Annotated in this window: 12 protein-coding genes; 8 read left to right on the plus strand and 4 right to left on the minus strand. The window is 73.4% G+C overall.

What is annotated here, in order from left to right:
* Positions 1-68: 68 nt before the first annotated feature.
* Positions 69-1,682, plus strand: coding sequence for a long-chain-fatty-acid--CoA ligase (locus AB0N29_RS12740; RefSeq protein WP_364867174.1), 1,614 nt, complete (start codon positions 69-71; stop codon positions 1,680-1,682).
* Positions 1,683-1,891: 209 nt separating this feature from the next.
* Complete coding sequence (locus AB0N29_RS12745) at positions 1,892-4,300, plus strand: choice-of-anchor A family protein (RefSeq protein ID WP_364867176.1); 2,409 nt, start codon at positions 1,892-1,894, stop codon at positions 4,298-4,300.
* A gap of 18 nt (positions 4,301-4,318) precedes the next feature.
* Here AB0N29_RS12745 and AB0N29_RS12750 read toward each other — a convergent pair whose 3' ends face one another.
* Both AB0N29_RS12750 and AB0N29_RS12755 read right to left on the minus strand, forming a co-directional pair.
* A complete protein-coding gene (locus AB0N29_RS12750; RefSeq protein WP_364867178.1) occupies positions 4,319-4,990 on the minus strand; it encodes an HAD family phosphatase in 672 nt (223 codons plus the stop codon).
* Positions 4,981-6,270: a citrate synthase gene (locus AB0N29_RS12755; RefSeq protein ID WP_302268039.1), complete on the minus strand. Its 1,290-nt coding sequence runs from the start codon at positions 6,268-6,270 to the stop codon at positions 4,981-4,983. The genes AB0N29_RS12750 and AB0N29_RS12755 overlap by 10 nt, the downstream gene beginning before the upstream one ends.
* Before the next feature lie 271 nt (positions 6,271-6,541).
* On the opposite strand from AB0N29_RS12755, the gene rplM reads away from it, so the two are divergent.
* Genes rplM through glmM form a run of 3 tightly spaced genes read left to right on the plus strand, consistent with a single transcriptional unit; the run spans position 6,542 to position 8,883 of the window.
* A complete protein-coding gene (rplM, locus tag AB0N29_RS12760) occupies positions 6,542-6,985 on the plus strand; it encodes a 50S ribosomal protein L13 (protein ID WP_300961843.1) in 444 nt (147 codons plus the stop codon).
* 36 nt (positions 6,986-7,021) lie between these two features.
* On the plus strand, positions 7,022-7,531 hold the full coding sequence (gene rpsI, locus AB0N29_RS12765) for a 30S ribosomal protein S9 (protein WP_300952885.1): 510 nt from the start codon (positions 7,022-7,024) through the stop codon (positions 7,529-7,531).
* Between the two features lie 8 nt (positions 7,532-7,539).
* Positions 7,540-8,883, plus strand: coding sequence for a phosphoglucosamine mutase (glmM, locus tag AB0N29_RS12770; protein WP_302268036.1), 1,344 nt, complete (start codon positions 7,540-7,542; stop codon positions 8,881-8,883).
* A 52-nt stretch (positions 8,884-8,935) separates the two neighbouring features.
* On the opposite strand, the gene coaA is transcribed toward glmM, so the two are convergent.
* On the minus strand, positions 8,936-9,946 hold the full coding sequence (coaA, locus tag AB0N29_RS12775; protein WP_302268035.1) for a type I pantothenate kinase: 1,011 nt from the start codon (positions 9,944-9,946) through the stop codon (positions 8,936-8,938).
* 66 nt (positions 9,947-10,012) lie between these two features.
* On the opposite strand from coaA, the gene glmS reads away from it, so the two are divergent.
* Positions 10,013-11,857 (plus strand): glutamine--fructose-6-phosphate transaminase (isomerizing), encoded by a 1,845-nt coding sequence (gene glmS / locus AB0N29_RS12780; protein ID WP_302268034.1) that lies wholly within the window; start codon positions 10,013-10,015, stop codon positions 11,855-11,857.
* Positions 11,858-11,870: 13 nt separating this feature from the next.
* Positions 11,871-12,224: a holo-ACP synthase gene (locus AB0N29_RS12785; RefSeq protein WP_302268033.1), complete on the plus strand. Its 354-nt coding sequence runs from the start codon at positions 11,871-11,873 to the stop codon at positions 12,222-12,224.
* Between the two features lie 37 nt (positions 12,225-12,261).
* Here AB0N29_RS12785 and AB0N29_RS12790 read toward each other — a convergent pair whose 3' ends face one another.
* Positions 12,262-12,459, minus strand: a complete 198-nt coding sequence (locus AB0N29_RS12790) for a hypothetical protein (protein ID WP_364867184.1) — start codon at positions 12,457-12,459, stop codon at positions 12,262-12,264.
* Positions 12,460-13,341: 882 nt separating this feature from the next.
* Here AB0N29_RS12790 and AB0N29_RS12795 point away from each other — a divergent pair.
* Complete coding sequence (locus tag AB0N29_RS12795) at positions 13,342-14,718, plus strand: NAD(P)H-hydrate dehydratase (protein ID WP_364867186.1); 1,377 nt, start codon at positions 13,342-13,344, stop codon at positions 14,716-14,718.
* Positions 14,719-14,730 lie beyond the last annotated feature (12 nt).

Here is a 14,730-nt window from a genome sequence, read left to right on the forward strand (position 1 = left end):
CTGAGACTGCGCTGGAGGTCTGTGCAGAACCCTCGACGGCACTTGTGATCTGAGCCACAATCACGCCCATGACGGCTACTGCACCGAACCCGGACCTCGACGCCCCCGCCCCCGCCCCGGTCTTCGTTGACGACCGCCTGGCGCACTGGGCGCGCACGACCCCCGACGCGGAGGCGATGACCTACCTCGGGCGCACCTGGACCTGGGCGCAGTGGGACGAGCGGGTACGCCGCGCGGCCGGCGCCCTGCAGGACCTCGGGGTCGGGCGGGGGGACGTCGTGGCGTTCCTCGACAAGAACCACCCGGCGTGCGTGGAGCTGTCGATGGCGGCCGGGTCCCTGGGGGCCGCGAACGCGATCGTCAACTGGCGCCTGGCCGGCGACGAGGTCGACTACGCGGTCAACGACTCCGGCGCGAGGGTGCTGGTCGTCGGCCGCGAGCTGATGCCCACCATCGAGGCGATCCGCGACCGGCTGCCCCGCGTCGAGCACGTCGTGGAGGTGACGCCGGAGGGGGAGCAGGGCGACGGGTGGGAGCGGTTGCTCGCCGCCGCCACGCCGGTCGGCCGGCAGCCCGACGTCGAGCCGGGCGACGTGTGCCTGGTGATGTACTCCTCCGGCACGACCGGTCGACCCAAGGGCGTCATGCTCACCCACGCCAACATGGTCAGCCACACGGTCAACGCCCACGACGGGTGGGGCTTCGAGCCGGGTGACAAGTCGATGGTCGCGATGCCGCTCTTCCACGTGGGCGGCTCGTCGTACGTCCTGTTCGGCATCCACGACGGCATCCCCAGCGTGATGACCCGCGACCCCGACGGCATGTCGCTGGCCGGCGCGATCCTCGCCGGGGCGAACCGCACCTTCCTGGTCCCGGCGGTGCTCGCCCAGGTGCTGCAGTCCGGCGAGGACGCGGTCAAGCTGTTCGGGGCGCTCAAGACCTACACCTACGGCGCGGCGCCGATGCCGCCGCCGCTGCTGCGGGCGGCGATGCAGGCCTGGCCCGACACCGACTTCATGCAGGTCTACGGGCTGACCGAGGTCGCCGGCGTCGCCACGCACCTGATGCCCGAGGACCACCGCACCGCCGAGGCGTCGGGCCACCCCGAGCGGCTGGTCTCGGCGGGCAAGGCGGTGCCCGGGGTCGAGATCCGGATCGTCGACCCGGCCACGCTCGAGGACCTCCCGGTGGGCACCCACGGCGAGATCTGGCTGCGGACGCCACAGCTGATGAAGGGCTTCCTGAACAAGCCCGAGGCGACCGCCGAGGTGGTCGTCGAGGACGGCTGGTTCCGCAGCGGCGACATGGGCCGGCTCGACGAGGACGGCTACCTCTTCGTCGAGGACCGGCTCAAGGACATGATCATCAGCGGCGGCGAGAACATCTACAGCCCCGAGGTCGAGCGGGTCCTCGCCGAGCACCCGGCGGTCATGGAGGTCGCCATCATCGGCGTCCCCGACGACACGTGGGGGGAGTCGGTCAAGGCGGTCGTCGCGCTGCACCCGGGCGCCTCGGCGACCGAGGAGGAGATCGTCGCCTACTGCCGCGAGCACCTCGCCCACTACAAGTGCCCGCGCAGCGTCGACGTGCTCGAGGCGCTGCCGCGCAACCCGACGGGCAAGATCCTCAAGCGCGAGCTGCGCGCGCCGTACTGGGAGGGGCGCAGCCGCGGCGTGAACTGAGGCAGGGGGAACGGGCCGGGACCGCGCCGGCCACGCCGGGGTAACAGTCCGCCCACAACCCCACGGCACCGCTCCACCCCTGCGAGTGTCCCCGCGGGATCCGCAACGGGGGGAGTGGTGTCGCCATGCGTGCACGCGTGCGTGGAGGTCGGGGTCGAGCCCGAATCGGTGTCGGCGGTGTCGTGGGGGCCGTCGGAGCCGTCGGGGCCGTGCTGGCCGGACTCGTCCTCCCGCCGGGCGCCGCGGTGGGCGCCGCCTCGGCACCCGCGGCCACGGCCTGCGTGGAGGTGACCAACGCCTTCGGGGAGGCGACCGGCTGGACGGAGTTCGTCGCCGGCGACGGCCGGCGGACCTCGGAGTCGGAGGGGACCGTGGCGTACGGCGGCGACCTGGTCGAGAGCTGGATGACCGTCGGTGGCCACCTGCAGGGCAGGTGGCCGGCGGGCGACCCCGCGCTCGTCGTCGCCGGCCGGGCGGGCACCTTCAACCTCAACGCCGGGAGCGCCTGGTTCGGGCCCGGGCAGGGCGCCGGGCACCAGGTCAACTACAACGGCGGGGGCCGCCTGCTGGCGAGCAACCCCGTCGACTTCGCTGCCGGCTTCGCGCACCTCGAGGCGCTCTCGGCCACGCTGGGCGCAGCCGCCGACACCGGTGCCGTCGTCGAGCAGGGCGACGTGCAGAACCGGGTGCTGGTCCTGCGGGGCACCGACCCCCGGCTCAACCTGGTGACGCTGACCCCGGCGCAGCTCGCCACCGCCCGGACCATCGCGTACGACGTGCCGTCCGGCTCGGCGCTCGTCGTCAACGTGCCCGGCGCCTCGGTGGCCTTCCCCGACCAGGTGAAGAACACGCTGACCCCCGGCGGCGCGCAGCCGACCACCGCGGGCGTCCAGGCGCGGGGGCCGGTCATCTGGAACTTCCCCGGCGCCACCGACGTGGCGCTGCGCCTCGGCTCGGACCTCGGCGGCCACGTGCTCGCGCCCCGCGCAGCGGTGAGCGCCCGCAACGTGGTCGTCGGCCAGGTCATCGCCGCGTCCTTCGACTCCACCAACGAGACCCACGTGGCCTTCCTGCCCACCACGGTCTGCCTGCCGGGCACGCCCGCCACCCCGCCCGCGCGGCCGGACGTCGCCGTCACCAAGACCGCCTCGACGCCCACCCCCGCCGGGGGCTCGACGCTGACCTGGACGCTCACCGCGCGCAACGTCGGCACGGTCCCGGCGCCGGAGACCGTGGTCACCGACGTCCTGCCCGCGGGCGTCACCCCCGGGCCGCTGCCGACCGGGTGCACGCTCGCCGCCCGGACCGTGACCTGCGCTGCCGGGACGCTCGCGCCCGGGGCGAGCGCCTCCTTCCCGGTCGTCGTCGTGGTCGACCCGGTCGCGGGCGCCGGGGCGCCGGCCGACCGGTGGCTGCTGCACGAGCTCACCCCCACCAAGCAGGAGCAGCACGTCGACCTCGAGCCCGGCGAGACCCGTTCGGTCACCGCGACGTGCGCCGCGCCCGACGCGCTGGTCAGCGACGGGCAGGCCCGGGTCGACCACGTCGACCAGGGCGCCGGCTCCCTCACCGATGTGCGCGTGCTGCGCTCCGAGGCCACCGGACCCCGGTCGTGGAAGGTCGTGCTGCGCAACGACGCCACCGGCCGCGCCCAGGCGAAGCTGTTCCTCGTGTGCCTGCCGGCCAGCACCGAGGTCACCGAGGGCCACCGGCACCCGCTCGCCCTCGACCCGGTATCCGTCGCCGCGACGCCGACGTGGGGCACCGGCCGGCAGACCGCGACGCTGGCGTGCCCCGCCGGCACCGCGCCGGTCGCGCCCGGCTTCGCGCTGGCCGGCGGCGCCGCCCGCTGGTCGGGGTCCGAGCCGGTCACGGGCGGCTGGCGCTTCACCTTCGACGTCACCGACCCCGCCACGGTCGCCCTGTCGCTGCGCTGCCTGCGCCGGGAGGTCGCCGCCGTCGACGGGCACACCCACGACCTGCGGCTCGACCACGTCGTCCGGACCGTCACGCTCCCGCCCGGCCGGGTCGTCGAGGAGCAGGTCGCCTGCGCCGACGACGCCAAGGGGGTCCTCGCGACCTGGTCGCTGCCGACCGGGGTGGTCCAGCTCGGCAACGACCCGCGGCTCAAGGCGCGCGCCTTCCGGCTGCTCAACACCACGAGCGTCCCGCAGCAGGCGGTGGTCGACCTCGAGTGCCTCGCCGACCGGCCGGGCCCGGAGGTCCGCGGGCACGACCTGCCCGTCGTCCTCGCCAACACCGCGACGGTCACCACGAGCGGCGACGACGCCAGCGCGTCAAACGACACCGCCACCTCGGTCGTCACCGTGACCCCGGGCCGGACCACCGCGGTGCCGGCGGCGGCGCGGGTCGCCGGGCGGACGGTCGTGCTGCCGGTGGTCTCCTCGATGCCCGGTGCGGCCACGATCACGGTGCGGGGGAGCGGCGCCCGGGCGCTCGGGCGCGCGACGGTCGTGCTCCGCCCCGGCGGCGTCGCCACCGCGCGCGTGCGGCTCACGGGGTCCGGCCGCGCGGCGGTGCTGCGCTCCGGCCGGGTCGCCGTCGAGGTCGACCCGGCCCGGGGGCCCACCACGCGGCGTACCGTCCGGGTGGGCTGAGCCGGCGGCCGGGCAGCCTCAGACGGGCAGGCCGGCGGAGCGGAGCCGGGCGCGGGTGTCCTCCGCGCCGGTGAACAGGACGCCGGTCATGCCGAGCGCCCGCGCCGCCTCGATGTTGCTCGCCCGGTCGTCCACGAACGCCAGGGCGGCCAGCGGCAGGCCCATCCGGTCGGCGACCAGCTCGTAGGCGCGGCGGTCGGGCTTGGCGACCCGCTCGGTGCCGGAGACGACCACGCCGTCGAGCAGCGCGATCACCTCGAAGCGCTCCGGCGCGTGCGGGTAGAGCTCGTCGGACCAGTTCGTCAGCCCCCACTGCGGCACCCCCGCCGCGTGCAGCTCGCGCACCAGGTCCGCGGTGCCGGGGACCTCACCGAGCAGGGAGGCGGCGAAGTTCGCCCGGTAGGCCAGCGCGTGCTCGACCCAGTGCGGGTGGGTACGGCGCACCTCGGCCTCGGCGTCGTCCCAGGTGCCGCCGGAGTCGGGGCCGTGGTTCCACGCCATGAAGTCGAAGTCGGTCGCGGCCAGGAAGCGCCGCGCCTCCCCCTCGCCCACGCCCGCCGCGATCGCGGCGACCGGGTCCCAGTCGATGAGGACGTTCCCGAAGTCCCACACCACCCCCTCGACGCGCACGACCCCGGACGGCTGGCCGTCCGGGGTCGTGGGGTGGTGCGGGTCGCCGGTCAGGCCCACCGCTCCGAGGCCGGGACGAAGTCCAGGCCGCGGTCGCCGGTGTAGATCTGCTTCGGGCGGGCGATCTTCTGCTCCTTGTCCTGGACCAGCTCGTGCCACTGGGCCAGCCAGCCCGGGGTGCGGCCGATCGCGAAGAGGACGGTGAACATCTCCGGCGGGAACTGGAAGGCCTCGTAGATCAGGCCGGAGTAGAAGTCCACGTTGGGGTAGAGCTTGCGCTTGACGAAGTACTCGTCCTCGAGCGCGATCTTCTCCAGCTCCAGGGCGATGTCGAGCAGCGGGTTGGTGCCGGTCACCTCGAAGACGTCCGTGGCGGCCTTCTTGATGATCCGGGCGCGCGGGTCGTAGTTCTTGTAGACCCGGTGGCCGAAGCCCATCAGGCGCTCGTTGCCGTCCTTCACGCCGGCGATGAAGGCCGGGATGTTCTCCTTCGAGCCGATCCGGCGCAGCATCCGCAGCACGGCCTCGTTGGCGCCGCCGTGCAGCGGGCCGTAGAGGGCGCCGACGCCCGCCGCGACCGCGGAGTACGGGTCGACCTGGGTCGAGCCGACCGAGCGCACGGCGTTGGTCGAGGCGTTCTGCTCGTGGTCGGCGTGCAGGATGAACAGCACGTCGAGCGCCTTGACCAGCCGCTCGTCGGCCTCGTACTTCGACTCGCTCATCTTGAACAGCATCGAGAGGAAGTTGGCGGTGTAGCCGAGGTCGTTGTCGGGGTAGACGTACGGCTTGCCCTGCGCGTGGCGGAACGACCAGGCGCCGAGGGTCGGCATCTTCGCGATCATGCGCACGATCTGCATGTGGCGGTTGTCGTCGTCGCTGATGTTGCGCGCGTCGGGGTAGAACGTCGACAGGGCCCCCACCGACGCCATCAGCATCCCCATCGGGTGCGCGTCGTACCGGAAGCCCTGCATGAAGCTCTTGACGTTCTCGTGCACGAACGTGTGGTAGGTGATCTCGTGCACCCAGGCGTCGTACTGCGCCTTGTCGGGCAGCGATCCGTGGATCAGCAGGTAGGCCACCTCGAGGAAGGTGGACTTCTCCGCCAGCTGCTCGATGGGGTACCCGCGGTACTCGAGGATCCCCTTGTCACCGTCGATGTAGGTGACCGCGCTGCGGCACGAGGCGGTGTTCACGAAACCGGGGTCGTAGACGGCCAGGCCCGGAGCGTCCTCTCCGGCCTTGATCTTCCCGAGGTCGGCGGCCTTGATGGTGCCGTCGAGGATCGGGACGTCGTACTCCTGTCCGGTGCGGTTGTCGCGGACGGTGAGAGAGTCAGTCACGCTGCCCAACCTAGACCGCGGTCGGCAACCGCGTTAACCCGGTGTCCCGCGAGGCGGTCATCGGGGCCCTCTCGTTTTGACCGGGCCCGCGCCCCAGCCGTAGTCTTGCCGGTCGCGACTCCTGCCGCGCTCGTCCCGTTCCGCGGGGTGGGTGCAGATCCGGACGCCGACGTACGTCGGGCGAGCCGGGCCGTGTTCGTCAGAAGCCGCAGCAGCACCACCCGGCCGGGCCCACTGGCCGGGAACCACGAACGAAGAGAGCAGAACAGACGTGCGTACGTACGCCCCGAAGCCCGCTGACATCCAGCGCGAGTGGCACGTGATCGACGCGACCGACATCGTCCTCGGTCGCCTCGCCGTGCAGAGCGCCAACCTCCTGCGTGGCAAGCACAAGCCGATCTTCGCGCCGAACGCCGACACCGGCGACTTCGTCATCGTGATCAACGCCGAGAAGGTCGCGCTGTCGAGCAACAAGAAGACCACCAAGATGGCCTACCGCCACTCCGGCTACCCGGGCGGCCTCTCGGCCACCCCGGTCGGCGAGCTCCTCGAGAAGGACGCCCGCAAGGTCATCGAGAAGGCGGTCTGGGGCATGCTCCCCAAGAACCGCCTCGGTCGGCAGATGCTGAAGAAGCTCAAGGTCTACAGCGGCCCGAACCACCCGCACCAGGCCCAGAAGGCCGTCCCGTTCGAGATCACCCAGATCTCCCAGTAATCGACTGCCCTACCGAAAGTCTGAGTGAGGATCACCGTGGCTGAGACCACCGACACCACCACCGAGGTCGAGGAGACCTACGAGGTCAACGAGCAGGGCGTCGCCTACAGCTCGGAGAGCGCGCCGTCCGCCGACGCGCCGGCCCGTCCCGCGACCATCGCCCCCGGCGCGGCCACCGGCCGCCGCAAGGAGGCCGTCGCCCGCGTCCGCATCGTGCCGGGCACCGGCGTCTGGACCGTCAACGGACGGACCCTGGACTCCTACTTCCCGAACAAGCTGCACCAGCAGGTCGTGAACGAGCCGTTCGCCGCCCTGCAGCTCGAGGGTCGCTTCGACGTCATCGCTCGCATCCACGGCGGCGGCATCACCGGCCAGGCCGGCGCCCTGCGCCTCGGCGTGGCCCGCTGCCTCAACGCGATCGACCTCGACGCGAACCGCCCGACCCTGAAGAAGGCCGGGCTGCTCACCCGCGACGCTCGCGTCATCGAGCGCAAGAAGGCCGGTCTGAAGAAGGCGCGCAAGGCGCCGCAGTTCAGCAAGCGCTGACGTCCCGCGTGGGTCGTCTTTTCGGCACGGACGGGGTCCGGGGCCAGGCGAACGGTGTGCTCACCGCTTCGCTGGCCCTGGACCTTTCCGTTTCCGCCGCCCGGGTCCTCGTCGACCGAGGTGAGTTCAGCGGGTCCCGCCCGCTGGCCGTCGTCGGTCGCGACACCCGCATCTCCGGTCAGTTCCTCGAGCACGCGGTCGTCGCGGGCCTCGCGTCCGCGGGCGTCGACGTGCTGCGCGTCCGCGTCGTGCCCACGCCCGGCGTGGCGTACCTGACCGACGCGCTCGGCGCCGACGTCGGCGTGGTCATCAGCGCCTCGCACAACCCGATGCCCGACAACGGCATCAAGTTCCTCGCCCGCGGCGGCGTCAAGCTCGACGACGCCCTCGAGCAGGCGATCGAGGGGCTCATGGGCCAGCCCTGGCAGGCCCCGGTCGGCGGCGACGTCGGCCGTGTCACGCCGTACGCCACGCCGATCGACGAGTACGTCGACCACCTGGTCGGCACGGTGCAGCCGCTCCGCGGGCTCCGCGTCGTGCTCGACTGCGCCCACGGCGCCGCGTCCGTCGCCGGACCGCGTGCCCTCGAGGCCGCCGGTGCGACCGTGATCGCGATCAACGCCTCGCCCGACGGCCTCAACATCAACGACGGCTGCGGCTCCACCCACCTCGGCCCGCTGCAGGCGGCCGTCCGCGAGCACGGCGCCGACGCGGGCTTCGCGCTCGACGGCGACGCCGACCGCTGCCTGGCGGTCGACGCCTCCGGCGAGGTCGTCGACGGTGACCAGATCCTCGCCATCCTCGCCCTCGGCCTGCGCGACGCCGGCCACCTCAAGGACGACTCGGTCGTCGCCACCGTGATGAGCAACCTCGGCTTCGTCCGCGCGATGCGCGAGGCCGGGATCGCGGTGCGCCAGACCGCGGTGGGGGACCGGTACGTCCTCGAGGAGATGAACGCCCACGGCTTCTCCCTCGGCGGCGAGCAGTCCGGCCACGTGATCATGCGCGAGCACGCCACCACCGGCGACGGCACCCTGACCGCCCTGCACGTGCTGGAGCAGATGGCGATCACCGGCCGCTCCCTGGCCGACCTCGCGTCGGTCATGACCCGCTTCCCCCAGGTCCTCGTCAACGTCCCCGGCGTCGACAAGACCCGCACCGACGACGAGGCCCTCTCCGCCGCGGTCGCCGCGGAGGAGGCCGCCCTCGGCGACACCGGCCGGGTGCTGCTGCGTCCCTCCGGCACCGAGCCGCTGGTGCGCGTGATGGTCGAGGCGCCGACCGAGGACGCCGCCCGCGGCGTCGCCGACCGGCTCGCCGGCGTCGTCCGCGACCGGCTGGCCCTGGCCTAGCCGGACCCGGCCCGGCCCGGCTTGGACTGGGTCGGGCCTGGCCGGGGTCCGGCTAGAGCTTGCGCAGCCGCACGTACCGCACCGAGTGGTCGCGGTCCTTGCGCATGACCAGGGTGGCGCGGGAGCGGGTGGGGAGGATGTTCTCCACCAGGTTGGGGCCGTTGATGGTGTCCCAGATCCGCTCGGCCTCGGCGACGGCCTCCTCGTGGGTCAGCGCGGCGTACTTGCTGAAGTAGCTGCCGGGGTCGCGGAACGCGGTCTCGCGCAGGCGCAGGAACCGGGAGACGTACCAGTCGCGGATCTTGTCGCGACCGGCGTCGACGTACACGCTGAAGTCGAAGAAGTCGCTGACTGCCAGGCTCGTGCGGCCGTCGTCGCGCACCCGGGCGGGCTGCAGGACGTTGAGGCCCTCGACGATGACGATGTCGGGCCGCTTCACGACGACCTTCTCGCCGCGGACGACGTCGTAGACCAGGTGTGAGTAGACCGGCGCCTCGACCTCGTCCTTGCCGGACTTGATGTCGACGACGAAGCGCAGCAGCGCGCGCCGGTCGTAGGACTCCGGGAAGCCCTTGCGGTGCAGGATGCCGCGCCGCTGCAGCTCGGAGTTGGGGTAGAGGAACCCGTCGGTGGTGACCAGCGCGACGTTCGGGTGCTCGGGCCAGTGGGCCAGCATCTGCTGGAGCACGCGGGCGGTGGTCGACTTCCCGACCGCGACCGAGCCGGCGACGCCGATGACGAACGGCGTGCGCGGCGGCGTGCGCCGGTGCAGGAAGTCCTCCTGCTTGCGGTGCAGCCGGCCCGCGGCCTCGACGTACAGGCTCAGCAGGCGGCTCAACGGCAGGTAGACGTCGCGGACCTCGTCGAGGTCCAGGTTGTCGCCGAGGCCGCGCAGGGTGCGGATCTCCTGCGCGCTCAGCGGGCTCTCCGCGCCGGTGCCGAGGGCGGCCCAGGCGCTGCGGTCGAGCTCGATGTAGGGCGACGGCTCCTTGTGGGACTCGTCGTGGTGCGCGGAGCCGGGTCCGACGACCGGACCCGCCGTGCCGGACGACCCATGCGACATGGCGGCGATTGTTGCAGCCGCGCGACGAAGCGGGGCGCGCGGTCCCACGTCGTTAGAGTGGGGCCCATGTGCGGGATCGTCGGGTACGTCGGGGACAAGCAGGCCCAGGACGTCGTCATCGAGGGGCTGCGCAGGCTGGAGTACCGCGGGTACGACTCTGCCGGGATCGCCCTCGTCGACGGCGGAACCATCGCCTCTGCGAAGAAGGCCGGGAAGCTGGCCAACCTGGAGAAGGTCATCGCCGACCAGCCGTTGCCGGCGTCGACGACCGGGATCGGGCACACCCGGTGGGCGACCCACGGTGCGCCCAACGACCCGAACGCCCACCCCCACCTCGGCTCGGCGGGCCGGGTGGCGCTGGTGCACAACGGCATCATCGAGAACTTCGACGACCTCCGCGCCCGGCTCGAGGCGGACGACCACGTCCTGCTCTCGGAGACCGACACCGAGGTCGCGGCGCACCTCCTGGAGCTCCAGGTGGAGTCCGGCGTCGACCTGACCACCGCCATGCAGCGGGTGTGCCAGCAGCTCGAGGGCGCGTTCACGCTGGTCGCGGTGGACGGCCAGGACCCCTCGCGGGTGGTGGCCGCCCGCCGGAACTCCCCGCTGGTCGTGGGCCTGGGCGAGGGCGAGAACTTCCTCGGCTCGGACGTGGCGGCGTTCATCGAGCACACCCGTGAGGCGCTGGAGCTGGGCCAGGACCAGGTCGTGACGATCACCCGCGAGGGTGTGGAGGTCACGACGTTCGACGGTGCGCCCGCCGAGGGCGTGCGCTACCACGTGGACTGGGACCTCTCGGCCGCCGAGAAGGACGGCCACGACTGGTTCATGCGCAAGGAGATCTTCGAGCAGCCCCGCGCGGTCGCGGACTCGCTGCTGGGGCGCCACACGCGGACCGGTCTGCTGCAGCTGGACGAGATGCGCCTCTCCGACCAGGAGCTGCGCGACATCGACAAGATCATCATCATCGCGTGCGGCACGTCGTTCTACGCGGGCCTGGTGGCGAAGTACGCGATCGAGCACTGGACGCGGGTGCCGGTCGAGGTCGAGCTGGCCAGCGAGTTCCGCTACCGCGACCCGATCCTGGACTACTCCACGCTGGTCGTGGCCATCTCGCAGTCGGGGGAGACCGCGGACACCCTGCAGGCGATCCGGCACGCGCGCACCCAGCGCTCGAAGGTGCTGGCGATCTGCAACACCAACGGGTCGACGATCCCGCGGGAGTCCGATGCGGTGATCTACACCCACGCGGGCCCGGAGATCGGGGTGGCCTCGACCAAGGGGTTCCTGACCCAGCTGGTGGCCTGCTACCTGTTGGCGCTGTACCTCGCGCAGGTCAAGGGCACCCGGTACGGCGACGAGATCACCGAGATCATGCACCAGCTCGAGGCGGTGCCCGACCAGATCGCGTCGGTGCTGGAGCGCTCCGAGCAGGTCTACGAGCTGGCGCGCTCGCACGTGGAGACCCGGTCGGTGCTGTTCCTGGGGCGGCACGCGGGCTACCCGGTGGCGCTGGAGGGGGCGTTGAAGCTCAAGGAGCTGGCCTACATCCACGCCGAGGGGTTCGCGGCCGGCGAGCTCAAGCACGGGCCGATCGCGCTGGTCGAGGAGGGGCTGCCGGTGCTGTGCGTCGTACCTCCGCGGGGGCGGGACCAGCTGCGGGAGAAGATGGTCTCGGGGATCCAGGAGGTCCGGGCGCGCGGTGCGCGGACGATCTGCCTGGTCGAGGAGGGTGACGACTCGATCGAGCCGTACGCCGACCACGTGATCCGGCTGCCGCGGGTGCCGGTGCTGCTGCAGCCGCTGGTGGCGGTCGTGCCGCTGCAGCTGTTCGCCTGCGAGCTGGCCACCGCGATGGGCCACGACGTCGACCAGCCCCGCAACCTGGCCAAGTCCGTCACCGTCGAGTGAGGGCGGTCCGGTCGTGCCGGTGATCGGCGTGGGGATCGACGTCGTCGACATCGAGCGGTTCGGAGTCTCCCTGTCGCGGACGGCGGGGCTCAGCGCGAGGCTCTTCACCCCCGAGGAGGCGTCGCGCCCGCTGGCCTCGCTGGCGGCCCGGTTCGCCGCCAAGGAGGCACTGGCCAAGGCCCTCGGCGCACCCGTCGGCCTCGCCTGGCACGACGCCGAGGTGGTCTCGGAGTCCTCCGGCCGCCCGCTGATGGAGATGCGTGGCTCGGTGCTCGCCCGGGCCGAGGAGCTCGGCGTCGCCTCCGTGCACCTCTCGCTCTCCCACGACGCCGGCGTCGCCTCCGCCGTCGTGGTGCTGGAGTCCTGACCCGCCTCCGGATCGCGGTCGTGTGCCCCAGGACGCGTCAGGCCGCGGCGTCGGGCACACGACCCGGCACGCCGAGCGCCAGCAGGTCGCGCGCGACGTCGTCGGGCTCGTGCAGGAGCTCGTACGCCGTGCAGCGGACGACGATCCGGTCGCGGCCCGCCAGCCGCCGGGTGCGTCGCAGGTCGTCGGTGTACTGGCGGACCTCCATGTGGAAGTCGCCGTCCACCTCGAGCACCAGCGTGGTGCCGTCGGGAAGGGGCCACTCGCAGTCGGTGAAGCGGCGACGGCCGGCGGAGTCGACGCGAGCGACCTGGCGGCGTGCTGAGGCATGCCGTAGCGGCGGCAGAGCCGTCCGACGGCACGCTCCGCGCCGGAGTGGGCGCCGGCGTCGGCGTGGCTGAGGGTGGCCGAGAAGGACCGGCCGCCCCGCAGGGGGCGCAGCTGGTCGATCCACTCGATCATCCGCGACGGGGTCGAGAGGCGCTGCTGGACGCAGGCGGCTACCAGGGCGTGGGCCGGGCGGACCGGTGCGACGTACGCCGCGTGCAGGAGGACCGCGGGCTCAAGCTCGCAGCGCGGGATACCTGGCCTCGTGGACCGGAGGAGGTCGAACGGCCGTCGGCTCCGGAAGAACCGCACGCCGTCGACCGCCTCGAAGGCGAGCTGGTCGTCCACGAGGACGGTGACCTCGGTCGCCTCCCACCCCCGGAGGCCGTGACGAGCCGCGGCGGTCAGGCCGCCGAGCATGCTCCGGGGCCCGGCGTGGAGGACGGCGGACCACTCGCGCTGCTCGGCGGTCAGGGTGCCGGTCACCGTGCTGACCACCCGGGGGGTCGCGAGGGTCCAGCGCCCGGCAGCCAGCTGGTTCCGGACCCGGTCGGCGTCGATCCCGAGCGCGAGCAGCTGGCGCCGTGCGACCACGCCGTGCTGGCGACCCAGCAGCGTCGTCAGGGCGGGCTCCATGGCGACGAGGGTGACCGGTCCGCGCGTCTCGTGCTGGAGCCTCTCCACAGCCCACCCGCCCAGTCCGGGTCGTGTGCCCGAGGACGCGACGGAGCGCGTCGTCAGGCACACGACCCGTCGCCGCGCCCTCCATGTCCCGGATAGCGTCGCGCCCATGCGGTACGCCCACACGGTCGAGCAGGTGCGAGCGGCGGAGCGGGAGCTGATGGCCCGGGTGCCGGAGGGGACGCTGATGCAGCGGGCGGCCACCGGGCTGGCGCACGCGGTGGTCGACCTCCTCGGGAGCGCGTACGGCGCACGCGTGCTGCTGCTGGTCGGGCCCGGGGACAACGGGGGCGACGCGCTGCACGCCGGTGCGCTGCTGGCCCGGCGCGGCTGCGCGGTGGAGGCGGTGCTGGTGGCCGAGCGGGCCCACGACGGCGGGCTGGCCGCGCTCCGGGCGGCCGGCGGACGGGTCGTCGACCGGCCGACGCGCAGGCCGGACGTGGTCGTCGACGGCATCGTCGGCATCGGGGGCCGACCGGGGCTGGCACCGGCAGCGCAGGCGGCGCTGGAGCAGGTGGCGGGGGTGCCGGTCGTGGCGGTCGACGTCCCGTCCGGCGTCGACGTCGACACCGGCCGGTCCGACGGCGCGCACGTGGTCGCCGACCTGACCGTCACCTTCGGCACCCACAAGGCCGCGCACCTCGTCGACCCCGCGGCCGAGGCGTGCGGCACGGTCCACCTCGTCGACATCGGCCTCGACCTGCCGCCGGCGGGCGTCGAGGCGCTGCAGGCCGAGGACGTCGCCCGCCTGCTGCCGCGCCCCCGGCCGCAGGACCACAAGTACACGCGGGGCGTGGTCGGCGTCCGCGCCGGCTCGGCGCAGTACCCGGGCGCCGGGCTCCTGAGCGTCGCGGGCGCCGCGTGCGGCCTCGCCGGCATGGTGCGGTACGTCGGCGAGCAGCCGGTCGCGGACCGGGTGCGCGAGGCCCACCCGGAGGTGGTCGGCGCCGGCCGCGTCCAGGCGTGGGTCGTGGGGTCGGGCGGTGGCGAGCACGCGGACGAGGCGCTCGAGGAGGCGCTGGCCGACGAGGTCCCGACCGTCGTCGACGCCGACGCGCTGCAGCACGTCCGGCGCGGGCCGCGCGACCTCGTGCTGACCCCGCACGCCGGCGAGCTCGCCGCGATGCTCGGGCGCGAGCGCGCGGAGATCGAGTCCGACCCGCTCGGCTGGGCCCGCACCGCCGCGGGGGAGCGCGACGCGGTGGTGGTGCTCAAGGGCCGCCACACGGTGACCGCGCGGCCCGACGGGCGGGTGCGCGTGACGACGACCGGGACCCCCTGGCTGGCCACGGCCGGCGCCGGGGACGTGCTCGGCGGGGTGGTCGGGGCGCTGCTCGCCGCGGGCCTCGAGCCGTTCGACGCGGCGAGCGCCGGCTCGTGGCTGCACGGGGCCGCCGCGACCCTGGCCGGCGCCGGTGGCCCGCTCGTCGCGACGGAGGTCGCTCGCGCCCTGCCCGCCGCGGTGCGGAACCTGCCCCGACCCTGACCGGGGCCGGGT

It is taken from the genome of Nocardioides sp. NPDC092400, assembly GCF_040684155.1.
GTDB lineage: Bacteria > Actinomycetota > Actinomycetes > Propionibacteriales > Nocardioidaceae > Nocardioides.